Source organism: Streptomyces cathayae, assembly GCF_029760955.1.
Taxonomy (GTDB): Bacteria; Actinomycetota; Actinomycetes; order Streptomycetales; family Streptomycetaceae; genus Streptomyces; species Streptomyces cathayae.
This window is the reverse complement of record NZ_CP121682.1, coordinates 6,920,623-6,943,840: the sequence shown is the minus strand read 5'-3', so window position 1 is coordinate 6,943,840 and position 23,218 is coordinate 6,920,623. Positions and strand designations below refer to the sequence as shown.

At 72.6% G+C, this 23,218-nt stretch carries 20 protein-coding genes; 10 read left to right on the top strand and 10 right to left on the bottom strand.

The genetic code is table 11. The features are described 5' to 3' along the window. Positions 1-8: 8 nt before the first annotated feature. The 6 genes from PYS65_RS31825 to PYS65_RS31800 are packed head-to-tail and all read left to right on the top strand — an operon-like array spanning position 9 to position 4,152. Positions 9-491, top strand: coding sequence for a cupin domain-containing protein (locus PYS65_RS31825; protein ID WP_279337398.1), 483 nt, complete (start codon positions 9-11; stop codon positions 489-491). After that, entirely contained in the window at positions 488-1,756 is a 1,269-nt protein-coding gene (locus PYS65_RS31820) for a beta-ketoacyl-[acyl-carrier-protein] synthase family protein (RefSeq protein WP_279337397.1), read from the top strand. The genes PYS65_RS31825 and PYS65_RS31820 overlap by 4 nt, the downstream gene beginning before the upstream one ends. Beyond that, positions 1,753-3,018 (top strand): ketosynthase chain-length factor, encoded by a 1,266-nt coding sequence (locus PYS65_RS31815; RefSeq protein WP_279337396.1) that lies wholly within the window; start codon positions 1,753-1,755, stop codon positions 3,016-3,018. The genes PYS65_RS31820 and PYS65_RS31815 overlap by 4 nt, the downstream gene beginning before the upstream one ends. 28 nt (positions 3,019-3,046) lie before the next feature. Beyond that, positions 3,047-3,307: an acyl carrier protein gene (locus tag PYS65_RS31810; RefSeq protein ID WP_279337394.1), complete on the top strand. Its 261-nt coding sequence runs from the start codon at positions 3,047-3,049 to the stop codon at positions 3,305-3,307. Between the two features lies 1 nt (position 3,308). Next, a complete protein-coding gene (locus tag PYS65_RS31805) occupies positions 3,309-3,788 on the top strand; it encodes an SRPBCC family protein (RefSeq protein WP_279337393.1) in 480 nt (159 codons plus the stop codon). Positions 3,789-3,816: 28 nt separating this feature from the next. Further along, positions 3,817-4,152, top strand: coding sequence for a TcmI family type II polyketide cyclase (locus tag PYS65_RS31800; protein WP_279337392.1), 336 nt, complete (start codon positions 3,817-3,819; stop codon positions 4,150-4,152). 666 nt (positions 4,153-4,818) lie between these two features. Here PYS65_RS31800 and PYS65_RS31795 read toward each other — a convergent pair. The 8 genes from PYS65_RS31795 to PYS65_RS31760 form a co-directional block, all read right to left on the bottom strand. Continuing rightward, complete coding sequence (locus tag PYS65_RS31795) at positions 4,819-7,719, bottom strand: hypothetical protein (RefSeq protein WP_279337391.1); 2,901 nt, start codon at positions 7,717-7,719, stop codon at positions 4,819-4,821. Next, on the bottom strand, positions 7,716-7,910 hold the full coding sequence (locus PYS65_RS31790; RefSeq protein ID WP_279337390.1) for a hypothetical protein: 195 nt from the start codon (positions 7,908-7,910) through the stop codon (positions 7,716-7,718). Before PYS65_RS31790 ends, PYS65_RS31795 begins: the two co-directional genes overlap by 4 nt. A gap of 111 nt (positions 7,911-8,021) precedes the next feature. Further along, positions 8,022-9,440 carry an amidase gene (locus PYS65_RS31785; protein ID WP_279337389.1) on the bottom strand — a complete coding sequence of 473 codons (1,419 nt, stop codon included), beginning with the start codon at positions 9,438-9,440 and terminating at the stop codon, positions 8,022-8,024. Between the two features lie 80 nt (positions 9,441-9,520). Next, positions 9,521-11,515: a helix-turn-helix domain-containing protein gene (locus PYS65_RS31780; RefSeq protein ID WP_279337387.1), complete on the bottom strand. Its 1,995-nt coding sequence runs from the start codon at positions 11,513-11,515 to the stop codon at positions 9,521-9,523. 266 nt (positions 11,516-11,781) lie between these two features. Further along, complete coding sequence (locus PYS65_RS31775) at positions 11,782-12,261, bottom strand: NUDIX hydrolase (RefSeq protein WP_279337386.1); 480 nt, start codon at positions 12,259-12,261, stop codon at positions 11,782-11,784. Positions 12,262-12,328: 67 nt separating this feature from the next. Then, on the bottom strand, positions 12,329-13,939 hold the full coding sequence (lnt, locus tag PYS65_RS31770; RefSeq protein WP_279337385.1) for an apolipoprotein N-acyltransferase: 1,611 nt from the start codon (positions 13,937-13,939) through the stop codon (positions 12,329-12,331). Positions 13,940-14,023: 84 nt separating this feature from the next. Then, a complete protein-coding gene (locus PYS65_RS31765; protein ID WP_279337384.1) occupies positions 14,024-14,569 on the bottom strand; it encodes a phage holin family protein in 546 nt (181 codons plus the stop codon). A 90-nt stretch (positions 14,570-14,659) separates the two neighbouring features. Beyond that, complete coding sequence (locus PYS65_RS31760) at positions 14,660-15,445, bottom strand: glutamate racemase (RefSeq protein ID WP_279337383.1); 786 nt, start codon at positions 15,443-15,445, stop codon at positions 14,660-14,662. Between the two features lie 39 nt (positions 15,446-15,484). Between PYS65_RS31760 and PYS65_RS31755 the strand changes: the two genes are divergently transcribed. Then, positions 15,485-16,678, top strand: a complete 1,194-nt coding sequence (locus tag PYS65_RS31755) for a glycosyltransferase (RefSeq protein WP_279337382.1) — start codon at positions 15,485-15,487, stop codon at positions 16,676-16,678. Positions 16,679-16,691: 13 nt separating this feature from the next. Here the strand turns inward: PYS65_RS31755 and PYS65_RS31750 are convergent, their stop codons facing one another. Next, entirely contained in the window at positions 16,692-17,993 is a 1,302-nt protein-coding gene (locus PYS65_RS31750; RefSeq protein WP_279338142.1) for a TerD family protein, read from the bottom strand. A gap of 292 nt (positions 17,994-18,285) precedes the next feature. Here PYS65_RS31750 and PYS65_RS31745 point away from each other — a divergent pair, with 292 nt between their 5' ends. From PYS65_RS31745 to PYS65_RS31735, 3 genes are all read left to right on the top strand, one after another. Then, positions 18,286-18,735, top strand: a complete 450-nt coding sequence (locus tag PYS65_RS31745) for a DUF6643 family protein (RefSeq protein ID WP_279337380.1) — start codon at positions 18,286-18,288, stop codon at positions 18,733-18,735. Positions 18,736-19,424: 689 nt separating this feature from the next. Next, on the top strand, positions 19,425-20,060 hold the full coding sequence (locus tag PYS65_RS31740) for a lasso peptide biosynthesis B2 protein (RefSeq protein ID WP_279337378.1): 636 nt from the start codon (positions 19,425-19,427) through the stop codon (positions 20,058-20,060). A 1-nt stretch (position 20,061) separates the two neighbouring features. Continuing rightward, complete coding sequence (locus PYS65_RS31735) at positions 20,062-21,885, top strand: asparagine synthase-related protein (RefSeq protein ID WP_279337377.1); 1,824 nt, start codon at positions 20,062-20,064, stop codon at positions 21,883-21,885. Here the strand turns inward: PYS65_RS31735 and PYS65_RS31730 are convergent. Next, positions 21,869-23,164 carry a hypothetical protein gene (locus PYS65_RS31730; protein ID WP_279337376.1) on the bottom strand — a complete coding sequence of 432 codons (1,296 nt, stop codon included), beginning with the start codon at positions 23,162-23,164 and terminating at the stop codon, positions 21,869-21,871. The genes PYS65_RS31735 and PYS65_RS31730 overlap by 17 nt on opposite strands. Between the last annotated feature and the right edge of the window lie 54 nt (positions 23,165-23,218).

Here is a 23,218-nt window from a genome sequence, read left to right as displayed (position 1 = left end):
TACCAACCATGTCCAAACAGCATCCACGCATCGTGGACCTGAGCGAGACGGAACCCAACCGACGGCGCGGGGGCGACCTCAGAACCCTGCTCACCCCGGCCACGGTGGGTTCCACCAGCGGCTTCATGGGACTGGCCGTCATCCAGCCCGGCGAGCGCATCGGCGAGCACTACCACCCGTACTCCGAGGAGTTCGTCTACGTCGTCAGCGGCGCCCTCGAAGTCGACCTGGACGGGGAGCCGTTCGCGCTCCGGGCCGATCAGGGGCTGATGATCCCGATCGACATGCGGCACCGCTTCCGCAACGTCTCCGACGCCGAGGCCCGCATGGTGTTCCACCTGGGTCCGCTCGCCCCGCACCCGAGTCTCGGTCACGTCGACACCGAGGAGAACGCCGGTTCCGTGGCCGGTCCCCAGCTGACCGTGGGCGGGCCGGGTGTGTCCGGGCCGGGGCAGGAGCGGCCGGCCGAGCGCAGTGAGGCCATAAAATGACCCGGCGAGTGGCCGTCACCGGTGTCGGTGTGGTCGCTCCCGGCGGCACCGGAGCGACGGCGTTCTGGGACCTGCTCGCCGCCGGCCGCACCGCGACCCGCGGCATCACCCTGTTCGATCCGAGCGGTCTTCGCTCCCGAATAGCGGCCGAGTGCGACTTCGACCCGTTCGCCCACGGTCTCGACCCGGATCTGTGCCAGCACGCCGACCGGTACATCCAGTTCGCCGCGGTGGCCGCCGACGAGGCGGTCCGTGACTCCGGACTCGACGCCGCCACCGGCGACCCCTGGCGCACCGCGGTGTCGCTGGGCAGCGCGGTCGGCGGCACCACCCGGCTGGAGCACGACTACGTGCAGGTCAGCGAGCACGGCAAGCGCTGGGACGTGGACCACCGGCAGGCCGATCCGAAACTGCACATGGCGTTCCAGCCGAGCACCCTCGCCTCGGTCGTCGCCGAGCGGTTCGGCGCGCGGGGCCCCGTGCAGACCGTCTCCACCGGTTGCACCTCCGGCCTCGACGCGGTCGGTTACGGCTTCCACACCATCGCCGAGGGCCGGGCCGACGTCTGCATCGCCGGGGCGTCGGACTCCCCGATCTCGCCGATCACGATGGCCTGCTTCGACGCCATCAAGGCGACCTCGCCGAACAACGACGACCCGGAGCACGCCTCCCGGCCGTTCGACGCCCGCCGCGACGGCTTCGTGATGGGCGAGGGCGCGGCGGTCCTCGTCCTCGAGGAGTACGAGCACGCCCGGGCCCGCGGTGCGGAGATCCACTGCGAGATCGGCGGGTACGCCACGTACGGCAACGCCTACCACATGACCGGTCTGACCTCCGAGGGTCTGGAGATGGCGCGGGCCATCGACGGCACGCTCGACCAGGCCCGTCTCGACCCCACACTGATCGACTACGTCAACGCGCACGGCTCCGGCACCCGGCAGAACGACCGGCACGAGACGGCCGCGGTGAAGCGGTCCCTCGGCGCCCACGCCCACGAGACGCCCATGAGCTCCATCAAGTCGATGGTGGGGCACTCGCTCGGCGCGATCGGCGCGATCGAGGTGGTCGCCTGTGTACTCGCCCTGAAGCACCAGGTCGTACCGCCGACGGCGAACTACGAGACCCCCGACCCCGAGTGCGACCTGGACTACGTGCCGCGCACCGCCCGTCCACGGAGGCTGAGGAACGTGCTCTCCGTCGGCAGCGGATTCGGCGGTTTCCAGTCCGCGGTGCTGCTGACCGGGCCGGGTGGGAGGACCCGATGAGTACTCAGCGGACTCAGCGCACTCAGCGCCCCCGCCGCGCGGCCGTCACCGGCATCGGTGTGGTCGCGCCGGGCGGACTGCGGCCCGACGCCTACTGGAAGTCCGTCAGCGAAGGCATCAGCGTGCTGGACCGGATCACCCGCGAGGGCTGCGGGCATCTGCCGCTGCGGGTGGCGGGCGAGGTCCGGACCTTCGACGCGACGGACCTCATCGAGGACCGTTTCCTGGTCCAGACCGACCGGTTCAGCCACTTCGCGATGGCGGCGGCCGCCCTCGCCCTCGACGACGCCGGGCTCGGCAGCGGGGATCCCGCGGAGCCGTTCTCCATCGGCGTGGTCACCGCGGCCGGTTCCGGCGGCGGCGAGTTCGGGCAGCGGGAGCTGCAGAAACTCTGGGGGCAGGGCCCGCGGTTCGTCGGTCCGTACCAGTCCATCGCCTGGTTCTACGCCGCGAGCACCGGCCAGATCTCCATCCGCGGCGGCTTCAAGGGCCCGTGCGGGGTGGTGGCGAGCGACGAGGCCGGCGGGCTCGACTCCCTCGCGCACGCCGCCGGGGCGGTCCGGCGCGGCACCGACACGATGATCGTCGGCGCCGCGGAGGCACCCCTCGCCCCCTACTCGATGGTCTGCCAGCTCGGCTACCCCGAGCTCAGCACCGTCGAGGACCCGGACCTGGCCTACCGTCCGTTCACCTCGAACGCCTGCGGGTTCGTGCCCGCCGAGGGCGGCGCCCTGCTCGTCGTCGAGGACGAGGAGCGCGCCCGCGGGCGCGGGGCGCCGGTGCGGGCCACCCTGGCCGGCCATGCCGCCACCTTCACCGGTGCGTCCCGCTGGGAGGAGTCCCGGGAGGGGCTGGCCCGCGCGATCCGCGGCGCCCTCGACGAGGCGGGCGCGGCCCCGGAGGAGATCGACGTGGTGTTCGCCGACGCCATGGGCGTGTGGGAGGCGGACCGCGCCGAGGCGCTGGCGATCGCCGACGCGCTCGGCGCGCACGGCACACGGGTGCCCGTCACGGCGCCCAAGACCGGTTTCGGCCGGGCCCACTGCGCGGCGCCCGTGCTGGACACGGTGGCCGCGGTGCTCGCCATGGAACACGGCCAGGTGCCCCCCACACCCAACGTGTCCGACATCTGCCACGACCTCGACCTGGTGATGTCGCGTGCTCGGCCCGCCGAGCTGCGCACGGCCCTCGTTCTCAGCAGGGGACTGATGGGCTCCAACGCGGCGCTTGTCGTGCGCCGCGGTGGCGAATCCGCCCGGTAGCACCGGGCGGGGAAGGAGCAGACAACCCATGATCACCACCGAAGTGACCTTCGACGAACTGGCCGCCCTGATGAAGAAGGCGGCCGGCATCACCGTCGACCCCGCGGAACTCAGGCAGGCGGCGGAGTCCCCCTTCGACTCCTTCGGCCTCGACTCGCTCGGCCTGCTCGGCATCGTCGGCGAGCTGGAGAACCGGTACAGCGGGTCGCTTCCCCCCGACTCGGAGCGCTGCAAAACGCCCCGGGAATTCCTCGACCTCGTCAACAGCACCCTCAAGGCTGGAGCCTGAAGTGGCAGGACACACCGAGAACAGCATCACCGTCGACGCTCCCTTCGACCTCGTCTGGGAGATGACCAACGACCTCGAGAACTGGCCGCAGCTGTTCAGCGAGTACGCGTCCGTCGAGGTGCTCTCCCGCGAGGGGGACACCACGACGTTCCGGCTGACCATGCACCCGGACGACAGCGGGAAGGTGTGGAGCTGGGTCTCCGAGCGCACCCCCGACCGCGCCACCCGGAGTGTGCGCGCCCGTCGCGTCGAAACGGGGCCCTTCGCCCACATGGACATCCTGTGGGAGTACGAGGAGCTCCCGGGCGGCGTCCGGATGCGCTGGACCCAGGACTTCGCGATGAAGCCCGACGCCCCGGTCGACGACGACTGGATGACGGACAACATCAACCGCAACTCGCGTACCCAGATGGCGCTCATCCGGGACCGGATCGAGCAGGCCGCCCGCGACCGCAAGGGTGCGTCCGTCACGTCCGGCTGACCGCCGACCCATCCGGAAAGGACCGTCGATGCACCACGCACTCATCGTCGCCCGTATGGCGCCCGGTTCGGCGCCGCGGATCGCCGACGTGTTCGCCGCCTCCGACCGGGGCGAGCTCCCCCACCTGATCGGGGTGAACCGCCGCAGGCTCTTCCAGTTCGGTGACGACCTGTATCTGCACCTCATCGAGTCCGAGCAGGACCCGGCACCCGCCATCGCGAAGGTGGCCGGGCACCCCGAGTTCCGCGGCATCAGTGAGCAGCTGGAGGCGTACGTCAGCCCGTACGACCCCGCGACGTGGCGCAGTCCCAAGGACGCCATGGCGCAGTGCTTCTACCACTGGGAGCGCGGCGCCGGCTCCTGAGCCGGCGGACCGAACAGCCCCGAGGTCGCCGATGCCGCGCATGTCGCGGAGCCGGCGGCCTCGGGGCTGAGCCGTGTGCGGGCCATCCGGGTGAGCCGTGGTGTCACGGCATCCGGCGAAGCGGCGTGGGCCGCCCGGCCGTCGACGGACAGCTGCCAGGTCCCGGTCCTGCTGCCAGCTCCCGGTCCTGGAGCAGCTCCCCCATCCCTTGCGATGAGCGGTGGCGGAGCTCGGCTCGAAATCGATGTCGCGGGACTCCCCGGGCTTGGGGCCGACCGGGCGGAGCAGGTCGCCGATATGCACGGGCAGCGCGTCGGTGGTGGCGGTCAGCCCTACCCGCAGTCCGGATCCGGCCCGTTCTCCGGCCTGTCCGGCCCCGAGACGGACACCCCCTCGCCCTGGCCCCGGCCACGACGAGATCGGCCTGCCGCAGGCGGGTGCGTTCTGAGCCGCCGTCATCGCGGCCCGGGCCCGGGACCCCGACTCGTCCGGCATCCGGTGGCCGGGGGCCGGGTCGATTCCGTAGCCGGTCAGGGTGCGGTCGCCGGTCGGTCCCGAGGCCTGCTTGCGCAGGTCGGGCCAGCCGCTCGCGGAGAGGTCCCGGTACTTGGGGTCGTCGGGCGCGTGCAGTTGCGCGTCGGGGCGGCCGCCGGGCGAGGGTGTCGTTCATCGGTCGCTGCTCCCTCTGTTCCGCTCCTTGTGCTTGCGCGGCGTTCTCGGTACCAGGTGGAAGACGGACATCAGCCGTATCCGCCGCAGCTCGCGCACCCGGGAGCGGCGGTCCCTGAGCTCCCGCTTCGCCTCCCGGAACACCGGCCCGGCCAGCCATCCGCCGCTGCTGTGGCCGGAGGCGTGGCAGGCCATGATCAGGCTCCTGATCTCGTGCAGGATGTCCGCGGTGACGTCGACGCTGCACCGGTGCGCGGTGAGCAGGGTGCGTTCCAGGTGGCCGAAGAGCGCGTCGCGTTCCTTTTCAGGGGCCCTCCCCCACCAGCGACCGGTCAGTTCGAGTGCCCGGCGGCCCGTCCCGGAGTCCAGGTCGAAGGTGAAGGGCGCCCACATCACCGCGATGTCCCGGGGGGAGCGGAGCTGTTGGACGGCCACGGCGAGGACGTCCAGGGGGTCGGGTCCGTCGCCGGTCCGGTCGCCGGTGCCGATGACGGGCGGGCGCCCGCGGCCTTCGCGGGGTACGGCCGCCCCGCCGGCGCCGGTCCCGGTGGCGCAGTCGGGGCCTGTCCCGGTTCCGGTGTGCCGTTCCCGGGCGGCCCGCAGTCGGGTGTTCTGGGCGGCTTCCTGGTCGGCGAGGCGCCGGGCCCGGACGGATCGCTCCGCCTCCAGGGCGTCCTGCCGTCGCCGCCACGCGTCGTTCCGGGCGTCGACGCGGCGGCGCAGTTTCTCCGCGGCCGCCTCGTCCGGCACCCGCAGCAGGGCCGTCAGCACGGTGGACTCGCCCTCCTTTCCGCAGGGTCCGCCGAGTGCCGGCGTGGCGAGCGCCTCCACGAGCAGGGCCAGGAAGGGCGCCAGTCCCTCGTCCCAAAGGACGCGGTGCAGGCTCTGTGCGTAGGCGCGGCACGCCGACTCCCGCCACGGGGGCCCGGCGGCCGGGGCGCCCAGCAGGCAGTTCAGGACGTCGGCCCGCGCCCGGCAGTGCCGCCACACATCCGTGTCGGTGGCGAGCAGGGTCCGCAAGGCGCCGCGCGCGTCCGGCCCGCCCGCCGGATGCGCCGGGCCCGCCGGGTCCGCCGGATGCGCGGGGTCGTCCAGGTGCTCCGGGGTCCGGGCCGGGGGTCTCCGCGATCCGCTCCGGCCCTGGAGGGAAAGCCCGGAGGTGGCTCCGTCGTCGCCCGTTCGTCCGCTCTCCCCGCGTCCGACGGCGGTGGAGCACAGCTGCGGCCACAGCCACCGGACGGCCTCGGCCGTCCAGTCGGGCTGTCTCGAACGGACGGTGGCGGTGAGCACGTGAAGGGCGTCCTCGGCGGTGGGACACGGTTCGACGAGGGCCGCCTTCTTCCGTTCGCCCACCGCCAGCACCGCCCAGGCCCGCAGCCAGGCGGGGGCCTCGTGCGCGGTGGGCTCGAGCAGCGTCAGCCAGCCAGCGAGCCGCGTGGGATCGGCCGATTCCCGCACCAGCACCGCACGGGTGAGCCGACGCGTGTCCCGGAGCACGTGCACGGCGTCGGCCCGGCCGTCGGCCACCCTGCCCGGACCCAGCAGGCACAGGCAGTCGGCCGCGTACCGCAGGCGCTGGGCATCGGCCGGTTCCCCGCTGCCGGGCAGCAGCCGCAGCACCTCGGCCTCCTTGCGGCACAGTTCGACCAGCCGCCAGAGTTCGTCCAGCCGGGCGCGGCACGAGGTGCTGTCCGCGGCGGCGGAGACACCGCCCAGCACCACGTCCAGCAGCGCTTCCGCCATCAGCGCGGACACCCGCGGTCCCGTCTTCCCGTGCGCCCAGTGGCGGCTCAGCGCGTCGTACACCTCCCGGCCCCCGGGTTCGACGGCGTAGTCGATCCCGCACCTGACGAGCCGCAGGAAGCCCTCGGATTCCGTGTCCTCGCCGTCCGTCAGGCTGTTCAGCCCTCTGGTCACCAGCTGCACGGACTGCTCCCCGGCCTCCACGGCGTGCACCGCGGCGCGGAAGGGGTCGAGCCGGTCGAGGACGCCCAGGACGGCCCCGGGGCCGGCCGGTGCGACGGCCGCGTCGAACGTGCGCAGGCCGGCGGTGACCGCGTCGAGTCCCAGGACCTCGATCAGGCGGAGGAGCTGTCGCCGGTACTCCTCCGGGGCGCCGGCCGGAACCTGCGGGAGGGTGCCCAGTTCGACACAGCGGGCGGACGGCGTGTGCGCCGGTCCGAAGGCCAGGTGGGTGGGCGGCTCGTCACCGCCGTCGACGCAACTGCCCACGGCCAGCCCGCCGCGTACCCCGTACGGCAGGAGACCGGCGATCGCGTCGAACACGGCCAGCCGGGCCCGCGCGTCGAGAGCACCGCCGCCGGTGATGACGACGGGACCGCCCTGCAGCAGGAGCGCGGCCACGGCCACGGCCCAGTGCACGGCCGCGGCCCGCCGCCGATCGCTGTCGCCGACGGTGCCGGGCACATGGCCGGCGATGGTCTCCAGACCCTCCGGCAGGCCGTCGCCGGCCGGAGCGGGCACCTCCAGCGGGATGGTCTCCTCGTGCTCCGGCGGCAGACGCAGGGAGGCAACGGCGTCCCACAGGGTGACGTACTCCACCCTCCGGCGCACCAGTTCGGTGGAGTCGAGCAGTACGTAGCGCGTCGATGTGACGTCCCGGTTCACGCCGTCGCGCAGGGGGGAGGGCTCCATCACGGAGATGCCCGTCCACTGCCGGTCGGTGCAGGGCAGGCCCGTCACGGAGACCCAGGGCAGCCGGTCGCGCGTGGCCGCCGCGGAGGGCGGGTCGCCGAGACCGGCGGCAGTGATGTGGTCAAAGAACGTGGCGCGGCGCCGTGCTCCTCCGGTGCAGCGCAGCACGTCGTACTCGTCCGGCGAGCCGGCCTGTTTGCTGTACCAGGCCCACAACGCCCTCACGGTGAACGTGTCGTTCACGGACGGCCTCCGTTCCGCATGCCGAGCGACGGGGCCACCTGCGGGTCCATGACGTGGTACGGGCGGAGCGGGCCCACGATGCGGTATCCCCCGTCGACGACGTTGACGTTCCCGTAGCGGCGCAGGTCGATGGAGCCGCGGGGCATGGCGCCGAACCCGATCGCCGACGTTAGCGCGATATGAGGGTGCATCACCCCGCATTACGTGAATGAGACACAGTCAAGGCGCAAGTCGCCCACCCGGAAAGGCGATTACCTTCAATCGGTCAGAAACGGACAAGGCGTCGGGCACGACGACCGCGCTCACACGTCCTGGACACGCCGGAAAGGGCGGTCCGCCTCCAGCGCGAACGCGACCTCCAGCAGCGTCCGTTCGCTGCCGGGGCGACCGGAGAGCATGATGCCGACGGGCAGCCCGTCCGCCGTCGCCCCCGGAGCGGGCACCGAGATCGACGGCGTACCGACGACGTTGTCGACCGGCGTGAACGCGACGTACGCCAGAATCCGCTCGATCAGTACCGGGTAGGAGACGACCGGGCTGAGATGACCGATCGGCGGCGTGGTGTGGGCGAGCACGGGGGAAAGGACGAGATCGCACCCGCGGAACGCCGCCGCGTACGCCTCCCGGGTACGTTTCAGCCGCCGCAGCATGCCCGGAGTACGCCGCCAGGATCTGACGTACTCCTCGCGCAGGCCCCTGCTGAGGCCGTCCATCCGGCGCCGGTCGAAGTCCGCTCCGAGGGTCCGGCCCGTGACGCCGAGGAGGAACGACAGCAGCCCCCAGTAGGTGAGGAAGTCCTCGGTGAAGCGGGGGTCGATGGCCAGTTCCACGGGCTCCACGGTGTGGCCCAGCCGTTCGAGTGTCGCCGCGGTCCCGGTGACGGCTTCCCGGGTGACGGTGTCGGAGGGGACGCCGTTCGGCGAGTCCAGCAGGAATCCGATGCGCATCCGCCGTCCCGAGGGACCTTCGACCAGGCCCAGGGGCGGCAGCTCGGGGTTGCGCCAGTACGTCTCGGCGTCGGCGAGGAACGCGGCGGTGTCCCGCACGGAACGGCTCACGATTCCGTCGGAGACTACGTCCAGAGGCAGTCGGCGGCCCTGCGCGTTGGCCACGACCCGGCCGCGGGTGGGCTTGAGGCCGACGAGTCCGCAGCAGGCGGCGGGGATCCGGATCGAGCCGCCGCCGTCGTTGGCGTGGGCGATCGGCACCGCACCGGCGGCGACGAGCGCCGCGCTGCCGCCCGAGGAACCACCCGCCGAGTAGCCCGTGTTCCACGGGTTGCGAACGGGCTCGGCGCCCTCGTACTCGGTGGTCGGGCTGAACCCGAACTCGGGCAGCCGGGTCTTGCCCAGCACCGTGACACCGGTGCTCAGGAACTGCCGGGCGAACGGCGCGTGCCGCCGCGCGGCCGCCGGGGTGAAAGCGGCGCTGCCGTGGCCGGTGGGCAGTCCCCGGTAGTCGGTGTTGTCCTTGACGAACGTCGGCACCCCGGCGAAGGCACCGCCGCCCGCCCCGTCGATGTGCGCCGGGACGTCTGCGTGCGTCTGGACCGCGTTGATTCTCGCCTCGACCGACCGCACCCTCTCCGCCGCGTCCCGGGCGGCCTCGGCGGCGCTCACCTCGCCCCGCCGGATCGCCGCGGCGAGACCGACGGCGTCGTGCTCCCCCAGGGCGTCGTCCCGGAAGGCGTGCACCGTGCCGCGTTCCTCGAAAGTCGTCACCGCTGCCTCAGCTCCCGGCCGTACGGATGGTTGCCCGGCATCATTCCGTACCGGCGGGTAACGCGCGAGAGGGCCGCCCGTCAGCTCCGTCCGGGCCCCGACGGGTCCGCCGGTGCCGAGAACCGGTGCAGGCGCAGGGCCAGTTGGATCTCCAGGGCGCGGGCCGGGCTCTGCCAGTCCTCGCCCAGCAGGCGGCCGACGCGCTCCAGGCGCTGGGCGACCGTGTTCACGTGCACGTGCAGGTCGTCCTTGGTGCGGGCGGGACTCATGCCGCAGGCGAAGTACGCGTCGAGGGTGCGCAGCAGTTCGGTGCCGCGTCGTTCGTCGTACGCGACGACCGGACCGAGGGTGCGGTCGACGAAGCCCGTGATGTCCCGCTCCCCGGCCAGGAGCAGCCCCAGGAAGCCGAAGTCCTCGGCGGCGGCACCGTCACCGGGGCGGCCCAGCACGCGCAGGGCGTCGAGACAGCGCCGGGCCTCCGCGTAGGCCGCCGCCACGGTGTCGGGGCGGGCGGTGAGGTGCTCGACCGGGGCGGACGCGCCGACGGTGACCGGCTCGTGCACGGCCGCTCCCAGGTGCCGTGCGGTACGGCGGGCCAGGTCGGTGGCGGTGTCGCCGGGGTCGAGGGGCAGCAGCAGGACGGTGCCGCCGTCACGCGCGGAGGCGAGACCGTGGCGGGTCGCCGCGAGGTGCGCCGCCGCGGCCCACAGGCGCCGCCGGGCGTCCTCCTCCTCGTCGGCGTCGGCCGCGGCGCCCTCCAGGCGGGCGCTGAGCACGGCATGGGTGGCGTCGAGGTCGGCGTGCAGCCGGGCCGCGCGCTCGCGCAGCAGGCGCGGGTCCCGGTCGCGGGCGTCGAGCAGGTGGTCGAGCAGTTCGCCACGGACGCGCTGCTCCGCCTCGGCGGCGGAGCGGCGGGCGAGCAACAGGAGCGAGGTGACCATGGCGGCGCGTTCCAGAGTGCGCTGGTCGACGGGGTCCAGACCGGGGTGGCCGCGCAGCACGAGGGCGCCGAGGAGTTCGTCGCCCGCGGCCACGGCGGCGATCCAGTCGCGGCCGTGCCGTACCGCGTGTCCTTCCGCGCGGGACGCCTCGAGGGCCTGGGCCGGCGCGGTGGCGGCCTCGGTGAACTCGACGGTGCCGTCCAGCACCCGGGAGACGGCGGCGGCCACGTCATGGACCCCGCCGCCGCGCAGGACGAGTTCGGCGAGCCGGTCGTGGACCTCGGAGGCGCGTTCGATGACCCCGCTGCGGTCCTGGATGATCTCGTGGGCACGCTCCAGGTCGGCGAGGGCCGAGCGGGTCTCGGCGAGCAGGTTCGCGGTGTCGATGGCCGCCGCGGCGAGCGCGGCGAAGGAGCCGACCAGGGCGACCTGTTCCCGCTCGAAGACCCGGGCCCGCCGGTCCGCGGCGAACAGTACGCCGATGACGGTGTGCCCGAGCATGAGGGGCACCCCGAGGATGGCCACCAGTCCCTCGTCCCGCACGCCGGTGTCGATGGAGAGGGTGTGTTCGAAGCGGTCGTCGCGGAAGTAGTCGTCGGTCACATAGGGGCGGGCGGTCTGGGCGACCAGGCCGCCCAGGCCCTCGCCCATGCCGAGGCGCAACTGCTGGAAGCGGGCCGCGACCGAGCCCTCGGTGACTCTCATGTAGGTGTCGCCCCGGGCCGGGTCGTTCAGGCTGAGGTAGGCGACGTCGGTGCCGAGCAGCGAGCGGGCGCGCTGCACGATCGCCTGGAGCACGGCGTCCAGGTCGCGCAGTCCGGCCAGGTCGTGCGCGGTCTCGAAGAGCGCGGACAGCTCGGCCTCCCTGCGCCGCCGCCCCTCCAGGTCGGAGCGGACGCGCAGGGCGAGCCGCCTGGACTGTTCGAGGGCGGCGATCCGTTCGGCGGGCAGTCCCTGCGCGCGGGCCAGGAGCACCGGCTGCTCGTAGGCCTCGGCGGACGCGCCCCGGGCCAGGAGCTCCAGGAACGGCGTCTCGGCGCTGCCGTACGCGCAGCGGTCGTCGGGGCGGGCCCGGCCCGGCACGGTCGAACCGGGGGCCGGGGGCTCGGCGGACTGTACGTGATCGCGGGACATGGCCTCAGGATTCCTCATCCCGCGGCCGCCCCGTGAGGCCTGTGGACAACTCGGCCGGTGGGACCGGACGGCGGCTCGGAGCGCGGTCCGGCCATCGTCCGGCACCAGCGAGGCAACGGTCCCGAAGGACGCCTGCGGAGCGCACGAACACGCCACCACCTCGGCGGTCTCCTCCGGTTCGACGCGCCGTGTGACCGCGCTGTCCTGCGGCATGACCGCGCCCCCGGGCAGCGCCCTCCCCGCCCCATAGGGTGACGCCCCGTGGTTCAGCCGGAACCGGTGGGGTCGAACCATGTGGGTGCGTCGCCCATGGCCTGCTTGATCCGGAAGCGTCCGAACTCGTTGAGATCCGGCAACGCGTCCACGGCGAACCAGCCGACGTCCAGCGACTCGTCGTCGTTGACCCGCGCCTCACCGCCGACGGCCCGGCAGCGGAACGTGATGTCCATGTACTGGCAGATGTCGCCGTTGTCGTAGGTCACCGGGCTCAGCGCCTGGACCAGGACGACCCGCTCGACGACGCAGCGCACCGCGGTCTCCTCCTCCACCTCGCGCACGGCGCAGGCCGCGGGCTGCTCCCCGGGGTCGGGGATGCCGCCGATCACCGACCACTTACGGGTGTCGGACCGGCGGTTCAGCAGCACTCTGCCCTCGTCGTCGAAGACGAGGGCGGTGACCCCGGGGAGCCAGAGCAGTTGGTGGCCGGCGGAGGCGCGCAGGGTGCTGATGAAGTCAGGAGTAGCCATGCTGCGACCTTAACGGGCAGGTCGGGCCGCTCCGCGGCGCTTCAGGGCGTGTGTGCCGGCCGTACGACTACGCGTCACCGGCGCGCCGCCCGCGCACACCGGCGGTGACGGCCCACCCCAGGCCGCCCGCGGCGACCAGGACGAGAGCGGTCTCCGGGAGGACGCCGAGGCGGGTGGCGGGGGTCTGCGAGGAGCGCAGCGGCACCTCCTGCACCAGGGAGTCGGCGACGAACATGCCGGTCTTCCGGCTGACCGTCCCGTCCGGCATGATGATCGCGCTCACCCCGCTGGTCACCGGGACGGTGACGGTGCGGCTGTGCTCGACGGCGCGGACCCGGGACATGGCGAGCTGCTGGTAGGTCATCTCGCTGCGGCCGAAGGTCGCGTTGTTGCTGGGTACGGAGATCAGCCGGGCGCCGTCCTTGACGGTGTCGCGCACCGCCCAGTCGAAGGCCGCCTCGTAGCAGGTGACGAGGCCGACCCCGGTTCCGGCCATGGTGAACACGCCGGGTTCGGTGCCCCGGCTGAAGTCCTGGCGGACCATCGACGTCCAGTCGTCGTTGATCGCCCCGACCAGGGAGCGCAGCGGGAGGTACTCGCCGAACGGCTGGATCTGCCGCTTGTCGTAGGTGTCGACGGGGCCCTTCACCGGGTCCCAGAGGACCTGCTCGTTGAGCAGCCTGCCGTCCCTGCCCACCACGGCGCCGACCGAGACGGGCGCGCCGATCGCCTTGGCCGCCCGGTCGATCACGGCGTACGCGTCGGCGTTGGCGAAGGGGTCGATGTCGGAGGAGTTCTCCGGCCACAGCACGATGTCGGGCCGCTCCACCCGGCCCGCGTCGACCTCCGCGGCCAGGCGTTCCGTCTCGCGCGCGTGGTGGTCGAGGACGGCCCGCCGCTGCGCGTTGAAGTCGAGCCCCAGCCGCGGCACGTTGCCCTGGACGACCGCGACGGTCGCCGTACCGGTCTCGGCCGTGTCGCTCACCAGCGGCAGGGCGGCCACCGCGGCCCCGGCCGGCACCGCCACGCTCAGCGCGCCGACGGCCGCCGCGACGCGCCGCACGGTCCCGGTACGGCGGGCGTCCACCGTCACCCGCACGATCTCGTACAGGCCGAAGCCGCACAGCACGACCGCGAAGCCGAGCACCGGGGTCCCGCCCAGCGCGGCGAGCGGCAGGAAGACGCCGTCCGCCTGCCCGAACGCGACCTTGCCCCAGGGGAACCCGTGGAACGGCACACGCGCACGCGCCGCCTCACCCGCGATCCACAGCGCGGCGGCCCACACCGGCCACCCGGGCAGCTTCGACACCGCGGCGACACCCGCGCCGACCAGCGCGACGAAGAGCGCCTCGATCACGGCGAGGGCGATCCACGGGCCGGGTCCGACCTCCACACCGGTCCAGACCAGGAGCGGCAGGAGGAAGCCCAGCCCGAAGAGGTAGCCGAGGCCCAGCCCGGCCTTCCAGCCGCGTCCGCGCAGCACCCGGCCGAGGACGGCGAAGGCGGGCAGCGCCAGCCACCACAGGGTGCGCGGCGGGAAGCTGACGTAGAGGAGCAGCCCGGAGAGTGCTGCCGCTGCGGCCGGAACGAGGCGCGCGAGCCACCCGGACCACGCCCTGGGCGCGGTCCGCGGCGGCACCGGGGCCGACTCGTCGACGGAGGTTGCGGTGACGGTCACCCGGAGAGTCTACGGCGCGTGACCTGGGCGCCGACCGCACGAGCGCCCGGCCGCCGGGACCGCGGTGACCGCTCTCCCCGCAGGTCAGTGGACCGGGTCCGGCCGGTGCGGGTGCAGGCGGTCGCGGATGACGCGTACCGCTGCCTCCGCGTCGTCCACGGTGATCGTGAAGGTGTGCCCGTCCCACAGCCTCAGGACGAGACCCTCACCACGGCGTACGACGACCGCCGTGCCCTTCTCGGGCCGCCAGCGGTAGCCCCAGCCGCCCCAGTGCCGCGGGGTGACGTGCGGTACGAACTCGGCTCCGGCGACGTGCGACAGCGGGATGCGGCGGCGCGGCACACCCATGTGACCGCAGCGCACCTCGAGGTGGTCCTCGTCGACACGCAGCGCGACGTGCACGAAGGCGAGCGTGCCGAACAGCACCAGCAGCCCGGCGGCGATGCACCCGACGACGGCCATGACCAGCGGCGCGACGCCGGTCGTCCATGCCGAGTCGAGGGCCAGCACGATGCCGAGCGTCATGCAGGCGACACCGATGAGTGCCAGGAGCCACTGCATGCGGTTGGTCGCGCGGCCGGTCCAGACATCGGGGTACGGGGGGCGGGCACTGCGGGAGTGGTCCCTCATGCGCTTGAGGCTACTTCGGTTTCGCCGCGCGGGTACGGGGTCGCACGGCGTCACTGCGCCGACCGGGCGTGCACCGGTCCCTCGGCGGTCTCACCCGGCGGGGGCGACCTCCTGCAGCAGCCGGCCTTCCGCGTAGGTGAGGGCGGCCGGCGGAAGCGTGCCCTCGCGGCCGCTCAGCAGCACCGTGAGGGTGCCGGTCGCCGGGGCCTCGGGGGCAGGCCGTTCACCGATACGGCGCATGGCCTGGGCGGCGACCGCTCCGGCGGAGCCGTGCAGGATCAGGGGCGGCCGGCCGGGGCGCCGCACGGCGGCCCGGATGCGTTCGGCGACCAGTTCGTAGTGGGTGCAGCCCAGGACGACGGTCGTCACGTCCTCCGGGGTGAGTGCGGCGGCGGCGGCGACGGCCGCGTCGATCGCGTTCCCGTCCGCGCGCTCCACGGCCTCCGCGAGACCCCAGCAGGGCACCTCGGTGACGGTCACGCCGTCGGCGAAGTCCTGGATCAGGTTCCGCTGGTACGGACTGCCGGTCGTCGCCGGGGTGGCCCAGATCGCGAACGGTCCGCCGCCCGCGGCCGCCGGCTTGATCGCCGGGACGGTGCCGATGACGGGCAGCACCGGTTCGAGCCGGGCGCGCAGGGCGGTGAGGGCGTGCACGCTCGCGGTGTTGCAGCCGACGATCAGGGCGTCGGGCCGCCGTGCGGCAGCCGCCTCGGCGACGGCCAGGGCGCGGGCGGTGAGGTCCTGGGGGGTCCTGGGGCCCCAGGGCATGCCGTCGGGGTCGAGGGAGAGGACGAGATCGGCGTCGGGGCGCAGGCGCCGTACTGTTGCGGTGGCCGCCAGCAGGCCGATTCCGGAGTCCATCAGCGCGATCTTCACCCGGCCACGATAGACGATGAGCCGCTTCCGGCCTTTTCCGTGGGGCAGACTGCGCCTGTGAGCGCCGTAGTGTGGACCGCTGCCGTGTCCCTCGCCGCCTGGCTGTGGCTGCTGCTCTTCCAGGGCTTCTTCTGGCGTACGGATGTCCGGCTGCCGTCCCGGCGGGAACCCGAGGCGTGGCCGTCGGTGTGCGTGGTCGTCCCCGCGCGCGACGAGGCGGCGGTGCTGCCCGCGAGCCTGCCGTCGCTGCTCGCCCAGGACTACCCCGGGCGCGCGGAGGTCTTCCTGGTCGACGACGGAAGTACGGACGGCACCGGGGAACTCGCACGGGAGTTGGCGGGCCGGCCCGGGAGCCTGCCGCTGACCGTGGGCTCGCCCGGTGAGCCGCCGGCCGGCTGGACCGGCAAGCTCTGGGCGGTGCGGCACGGCATCGAGCTGGCCCGCGCGCGGGCGCCCGAGTACCTGCTGCTGACGGACGCCGACATCGCGCACGCGCCCGACAGCCTGCGCCGGCTGGTCGCGGCGGCCCGTACCGGGGGGTTCGACGTCGTCTCGCAGATGGCGCGGCTGCGCGTGGAGAGCGCCTGGGAGCGGCTGGTCGTACCGGCGTTCGTGTACTTCTTCGCGCAGTTGTATCCGTTCCGCCGGATCGGGCGGCAGGGAACGCGGACGGCCGCGGCGGCCGGAGGCTGTGTACTGCTGCGTGCCGAGGCGGCCGAGCGGGCGCGGATCCCCGACGCCATCCGGCAGGCCGTCATCGACGACGTGGCTCTCGCGCGGGCGGTCAAGGCCGGCGGCGGACGGGTCTGGCTGGGGCTGGCGGACCGGGTGGACAGTGTGCGCCCGTATCCGCGGCTGGACGACCTGTGGCGCATGGTGTCGCGCAGCGCGTACGCGCAACTGCGGCACAGCCCGGTGCTGCTGGCCGGGACGGTCGTGGGGCTGGCGCTGGTGTACCTGGTGCCGCCGGTGGCCGTCGTCGCGGGGCTGGCGGCCGGGGACCGGGGTGCCGTGGCCGTCGGTGCGGCGGCCTGGCTGGTGATGGCGGGAACGTACCTCCCGATGCTCCGCTACTACCGGCAACCGCTGTGGCTCGCTCCGCTGTTGCCGTTCACCGCGTTCCTGTACCTCCTGATGACGGTCGACTCGGCGGTGCGGCACCACCGCGGACGGGGTGCGGCCTGGAAGGGCCGCACCTACCCGCGCCCGGGCGTGCTGCCCGACGAGGGCTGAGCCGGCCGTCGGGTCACTTGCGGCCCGGGGTCCAGTTCATGCCCCACCCGTAGGCGTGGTCGACGGTGCGCTGGGGGCTCACTCCCCGCTCGGGCACCAGGTAGCGGGCCTCGCGCTGGACGACGAGGTCGCCGCCGGTGTGGGTGATGAGGGCGAGGGCGCACACCGTGGAGGGGACGGTGCACTCGTCGAGCGAGAAGTCGACCGGGGCGCCGTGCTGCGGCTGGAGGGTGACCGTGGCGTGCAGGTCGGCGAAGGAGCGGGCGCCCTCGTAGATGGTGACGAAGACGAGGATGCGCCGGAAGTGCTGCTGGTGGTCGAGGTTGACGGTGAGGTTCTCGCCGGACGTGACGGCACCGGTGCGGTCGTCGCCGTCCAGGTGGATGAACGGGGGCCGCTGCAGGGATCCGAAGGCGTTGCCCAGGGCCTGGACGACTCCCTTGCTGCCGTCGGCGAGTTCGTACAGGGCGCACAGGTCGAGGTCGAGGTCGGAGTGCATGGCGGCCGGGCGGCCCAGCTTGCCCATCCAGCCGGAGAACTGTTTGCGCACCTGCCAGTTGAGGTTCACCCGGAGGGTGCCCGAGGTTCCGCCCTGTTTGGTCAGCGAGACGGCCGGGGCCTCCTTGGTGAGCGTCACCTTGGTGAGCCGGACCGGCGACGGCGGCGCGGCGGGCGCGGGCGCGGGCGGGGCGAGGGGCTGGGCCGCGGGGGCCGGAGGAGGCATGGCGGCCGGGGGCGCCGAAGGCGGGGGCGGGGCCACCGGGGCCGGGCCGGCGGGGGCGGCGTGCTGCGGCTCGTCCACGGTGATGCCGTAGTCGGTGGCCAGGCCCTCGAGTCCGCTGCTGTACCCCTGCCCCACCGCGCGGAACTTCCAGGCTCCCTGGCGGCGGTAGAACTCGCCGAGCACGAAGGCGCTCTCGTCGGTCGCGCCCACGCTGTCGAACCGGGCCGCGACGGTGCCCTGCGCGGCGTCCCTGACCTCGATGTACAGGTCGGGGATCCGGCCGAAGGTGCCGCCGTCGGAGGAGGCCGCGAGGATCACGGTCTCGATTCCGGGCTCCACCCGTGCGAGGTCGACGAGAAGGGTGTCGGTCACCTGCCCGCCGGCGTTCCGCTTGCCCTCGTGCCGGACGGCTCCGGAGGAGTGGGCGGGTTGGTTGTAGAAGACGAAGTCGCTGTCGGAGCGGACCTTGCCGCCGGCCAGCAGCAGCGCGGAGGCGTCCGCGTCGGGGACGCCGGGACCCGAGCGCCACCCCAGTTCCACCCTGAGTGCCGTGGTCGGCACCGGTGTGTTCGATCCCTTCGACATCGACATCGACATGCCCGCCCCTCTCACGTGTCACCGCGCCAGGTCGCACCCGGCGTCCGTCGGATCTCGTCCGCCCAACTTAGTACCCGCGTGCGGGAAGCCTTCACGGGGCGTGCGCGGAGAAGTGACGACCCGCCGGTAACCCGCCCGGAACTCGGCTTTTACCAGAAGGCCACCCGAAATAACAGCCACTTCCTCCAAGTTCGCCCGTTTTAGTGATCCCTGGTCGCTGAGGACACGGAAAACAACCCTCTTATCGGTCTCCCCAACCAGCACATCGTGGGCTTAACTTATGGCCATGACCTCCCCCCGCTCCACTTATGGCGGCGGCTACTACTCCGCCTCCTTCCCGGACACCCCGATCTACGACTCGCTCGTCGCCGAGCGGGGCACCCCGCAGATCGCCCCGATCCGGGTCCCCTCCGCCTACGACGCGCCGGGCACCCATCTCCCGGCGCTTCCCTCGGCGTTGCCCGCCCTCCCGGCGGCCCCCTCCCAGCCCGCCTACGGTTACCCGCAGGCGCAGCAGCCGGCCCCGCTCCAGCAGGCGCACGCCCCGTACGTCCCGCAGCAGGCCACCGCGTACATCCCGCAGCAGGCGAGCGCTCCGCGCGGCTACCCCCAGCCGCAGCCGCCGCGTCCGGCCCCTCCCGGCTCGGGCTACGAGGCGATGCGCCCCGCGACCCCGCGGCCGGCGCCCGCTCCGTACCAGGACCCGTACAACAACCAGCAGTACCGCGGCTACTGAGCCGTCCCGGGGCACCGATCCCCGGGTACGGAGCCGTTCCGCGGAACCGACCGGCCCCATGGAGTCGCCGTCGCCGGCCGACACGACGACTCCATGGGGAACGTGCTGCCGCACTCGATTCACGTACGTCCGGTCAGGGCTTTCCGGAGCCTGTCCCTGCGGGAGGTCTCCGCGGAGTCCTGGGGACCGACCGGAGTCCGGCCCTGGATGCCGATCGACGACAGGGGGAGGGTCGTCAGCGACGCGGGCATCCACGCCTCGCCCAGGCCGCCGCCGACCTTCTGGCCGACGGCGGTCTCCGGCGTGTCCGCGCCCGGAGCGGATCCCCTCGCAGGGCCCGCCCATCTTCGGGCCGCCGCTCGAGCAGGCCGGGATGATCACCTCTCACGACAGCTGCGCAGCGGGCGCCTTGCCTTCGCGGCACCGGAGCCGGCAGTCCGGTTGCGGGGCCTCCAGGGCGGAGTAGCCTGAAATTTACCGATACTACCTGATTCTGGAGGTAGGCGATGTTTCTCCGACTGCTGCGGCGTCGTACACCGCATCGGCTCGTCCTTCTCGGCAACGGCCGTCTGATCCGGGGCTTCAGCGGAGCCTTCTACGACGGTCACGGATACCACTCCTGACACCGTCCCCCGTCGGACCGGGTCCGCCGCGGAGACGGTGCCAGGCCGACCCTGGAGGATTGCGCGGTGGCAGAGGACGTGGCAGAGGACACCGATGCACTGGTGGCCATGGAGCGGATCCTGTCACCGTGTTGCCGTGTCACCAGGATGTCCGACGGAGCGCTGATCGCGGACTGGCGGCGGACGCGTTTTCTCGGAATGACGACGGCCGACATCCGGAAGTTCGCTGACGGACTCTCCGAGGAACGCGCCGACATCGTCGCCGGTCTCCTCCACTCCGGGTGTACGACGGCCCGCCGGAGGCAGCCGTCGGACACCGCGATCGGGCTCTGGCTGCGCGGAGTACACCTGCTGATCCGGGCCGTGGGATTCGGACGCGCCCTTCGGCTCCTGTCCTTGGCGGCCCCGGATTACGCCCGTGCGGACCCCGCTGCCGCAAAGGACGTCGAACGGCTGAAACGGGCGGTGCAATCACACGGTCACAGAAGCTGGTTCGTCAACGGCGACTGCAAGGCCGAGGCCATGACGGCTTTCGTCCTGCTGCGGCGGCGCGGCCTGCGGGCCGTACTCCACGTCGGTGTGCGCGAGCACCCGTTCGCCCTGCACGCCTGGACGTCTTCGGCCGGCCTGTGCATCCCCGACGCCGATCCGCGCGGGCACGCGTTCGCTCCGGTCCTCTCGGTCGGCGGCGGAGGGCAGTGACGTGGAAGCACTCCGCCTCGAGTGGGACGGAGGCGTCCCACAGCTCTGGACAGCCGACTCCATGGCGCGGCAGGGGCTCGTGACGACGGTTTCCTCACGGGCCGGGACCGCGGTGGTCGCCGGCTGGATCGGCTCCGTCCGTGGGCGCGTGGCGGGAGCGCGCGGCCTCCTCGACGACTGGAGCCGGCCGCAAGCGGCACCGCCGCCTCTGCCGACAGGCGACTACGCGGCCGTCCTGGTGTGCCGCGACCGCGTCCTGCTGATGCGGGACCAGCAGGCGCGCATCCCCCTGTTCTTCAGGGAATCCGGTGGCCGTGTCACCACGGTGAGCACCTCGGCGCGCCACCTGGGCGGCGGAGCGGAGCTGGAACGGCGCTACTTCTGCCGATACCTGACCGGGAACATGGCGCAACCCCACTCGGAGCTCACCCCCTTCGCCGGGGTGCACCGCATCCTCGGCGGCGAGGTGGTGGAACTTTCACTCACGGGGCAGATGCGCGGCCGGGTGCCGCGACACGTCCGTCAGGCCCATGACCCGTCGGTGCGGGCAGCGGACGGACCCGGTCTCGGCGGGGCCGCGAAGGACCTGCGTCTCGCATTGGAGAACGCTGTCGGGCGCCGTGTGGGCAGGATGACGGCATGCCATGTTTCCGGCGGCACCGACTCCACCAGCGTCGCGCTGCTCGCGGCACGTCTGCTGGCCGCGGAACAGGGCGACCCCGGGGACCTCGTCCTGCTCGCCGGGCGCTTCGGAAGCGGAGAGCTCGCCGCCGAACGGCCTTATGTGGACGAGGCGATGGCGGAGATCCGCCGGTACGCGCCCGCAGCCCGCCCGGTGGTCCTCGATGCCGACGACGTGGCTGACTTCGACGACTTCCAGCACCACGCGGGGGACCCGGACGAGCCTCATGCGCACGCCTTCCGCGCCCCGTTCTGGGGCAGGCTCCATGCCGCTGCGGCGGATCTGGGCTGCGATACCCTCCTGACCGGCTGCGGGGCCGATCCGATCGTGGACGCCAACCCGTTTCACCTGCACAGGCTGGCCCGCACGGGACAGCTCCGGCGGATGACGAGGCAGGCCCGTGACTGGGCCGCGGGCAGCGAGCGGGGCCTGTGGGACATCGTCTCCGCCTACGTGGTGCAGCCGGCTCTTCCGCTGGCCGCCGAACGGGTCACGGCGCTCGTCCGCCGCCGCGGAACGGTGCTCGGCGGCCTCGGCGGCTTCGCCCGCCCCCGATGGCTGCGTTCCGGATTCGCGCGGGCTCACGGCTACCGTGCGGCCGGCATCGCGGAGAGCCGCTTCGTGTTCGGACGCGAGCCCGAGCAGTCCCTCTACGAGGCCGCCAACTACCTCGCCGCTCCCGACCCGCTGTCCTGGCGCCGCGCACGGCAGGACGGGTTCTTCCTCTCCCACCCCTTCCTCGACCCGGAGGTCATCGCCACGATGCGCCGCCTCCCCGCCGAGACCGCGTTCCAGCCGGGCCGTCCGAAGGCGGTACTGCGCGAGGCGATGGCGGATCTGCTTCCGCCCCGGATCGGCGGCCGGGTCGACAAGGTCCCCTTCAACCAGCTCTACGCCCGCGGCCTGCGGACACACGGCGACGAACTCATCGACCTCTGCCGCTCCGCGAGGCATCCGCTGGTCACGGAGATGTTCGACGTCGAGACGCTGTGCCGGGCGGTGAGGGAGGCGCAGTTCGGCATGGGGGACTCCTATTCCTGGGACCGAGTGAACAGTTCCCTCGCCCTCGTGGCGTGGCTGGAGCGACTGGACCGGAGTTCCCGCGCGCGCCGTGCGGCCATGCCGGTCATCCCTGCTTCTTGATGTCCCAGAGCGTCCGTTTGATCGGACCCGTTTCGGCGGTGACCAAGCCGTACCGGTTCACCATCTCGTGCCTTTCCGCTATGGACGGGATGCGGTTCTCCTCATCGCCTCGCGTGATGGACGCCAACAAGAATGCGCCATGCGCGCCGAACTGCCAATAGACAGTGGCATAGCGGGGATCCATCGTGTGCCGGTCGACCGAATTGTTTTCATACACCCGACCCCGGTAGGCGACGGAGTCGAGATTCTTGTCCTTCTTGACCCACTGGGGCACCTTGCCCTCACCCCAGGAATACCCCTTCATCTCGACTTGGTCCAGACCGAGCCGGTCCTTACGCGCCAATTGCGCGGAGGCGTAGAGCGCCAACTGGTCATACGGCGTGTCGATGGGAAGTTGCACCACCGTTTGGGTGACGAACGCGTCATTCGCCTCGATCCAGTTCCCGAAAGGCATCCATGGCTGCGCCGACACCAACTGGCCGGGCTGGTAGACCTCCTTTCGGGAGAGCGGACGTTGCACATAGAACTCACGGAACGTCTTGGCGTCCGCACGCCACTGCTCGCGGGGCCGGTCCGTCCGACTGAGCGTCACCCGTTCACCCATGGCGTGGAATTCGGTGCCGAGCACGTAGAAGCCCACATCGCTGCGGTTCTCGATCTTGATGTCGACCGGTACGACGAACTTCTTACGGTCCTTGCTCAGCACAGGCTTTCCCACGGTGACGTTGACAAGGGGCCTGGCACTGTGCTGGGACGGCTGGTAGAGGTGCTGGTAGCCGAAATTGGCCACCGCGAGAGCCGAGGAGACCACCACTGCCGCGGCCACCCGCTTCGGAGAGGGGATCACGACCGATGTCCGCCACACCGTGAGGGCGGCCCATGCGGAACCTGCCGTGAGCAGGCTTAACAACACCCGGTAGAGCGTGGAGTCGCCGTCCCTGAATGTCTCGAGCAGAAGCATGGTGTTGGTCAACAACGCCGCGACCGTGCCGATCAGCGCGACCATCCCGGAATAGGGGAAGACGTTCCGGCCCCAGTGGTCCACGACTGCGACGGAGCCCAGCAACGAGAGGGCCGCGACCAGAATGAGGATGGCACCGGTGATGCGCCCCGTGTAGGTAAGGGCCTCGCTGAGGTCTTCTATGCCCCACCAGCCCAGCAGCAGCGCCGTCGGAAGGAGGACCAGCAGGATCAACGCCATGGCGGCCGGTGACTTCCTGGTGCCCGGCGCGATCAGCAGCGCCCGCAGGCGCGAGCCGGCGCCGGGGGGAGTCTTCACGCGATCACCTCCTGCCGCCGCGGGCCGTCCGCCCCGCGCTCGAGCCGACCGCAA

Excerpts from the sequence above, each read along its gene's own strand:
- PYS65_RS31825 (WP_279337398.1), top strand. The coding sequence starts at position 9 with ATGTCCAAACAGCATCCACGCATCGTGGACCTGAGCGAGACGGAACCC.
- PYS65_RS31765 (WP_279337384.1), bottom strand. The coding sequence starts at position 14,569 with ATGAGGGACCACTCCCGCAGTGCCCGCCCCCCGTACCCCGATGTCTGG.
- PYS65_RS31775 (WP_279337386.1), bottom strand. The coding sequence starts at position 12,261 with ATGGCTACTCCTGACTTCATCAGCACCCTGCGCGCCTCCGCCGGCCAC.
- PYS65_RS31815 (WP_279337396.1), top strand. The coding sequence starts at position 1,753 with ATGAGTACTCAGCGGACTCAGCGCACTCAGCGCCCCCGCCGCGCGGCC.
- PYS65_RS31750 (WP_279338142.1), bottom strand. The coding sequence starts at position 17,993 with ATGTCGATGTCGAAGGGATCGAACACACCGGTGCCGACCACGGCACTC.
- PYS65_RS31820 (WP_279337397.1), top strand. The coding sequence starts at position 488 with ATGACCCGGCGAGTGGCCGTCACCGGTGTCGGTGTGGTCGCTCCCGGC.
- PYS65_RS31780 (WP_279337387.1), bottom strand. The coding sequence starts at position 11,515 with ATGTCCCGCGATCACGTACAGTCCGCCGAGCCCCCGGCCCCCGGTTCG.
- PYS65_RS31745 (WP_279337380.1), top strand. The coding sequence starts at position 18,286 with ATGACCTCCCCCCGCTCCACTTATGGCGGCGGCTACTACTCCGCCTCC.
- PYS65_RS31790 (WP_279337390.1), bottom strand. The coding sequence starts at position 7,910 with ATGCACCCTCATATCGCGCTAACGTCGGCGATCGGGTTCGGCGCCATG.
- PYS65_RS31810 (WP_279337394.1), top strand. The coding sequence starts at position 3,047 with ATGATCACCACCGAAGTGACCTTCGACGAACTGGCCGCCCTGATGAAG.
- PYS65_RS31800 (WP_279337392.1), top strand. The coding sequence starts at position 3,817 with ATGCACCACGCACTCATCGTCGCCCGTATGGCGCCCGGTTCGGCGCCG.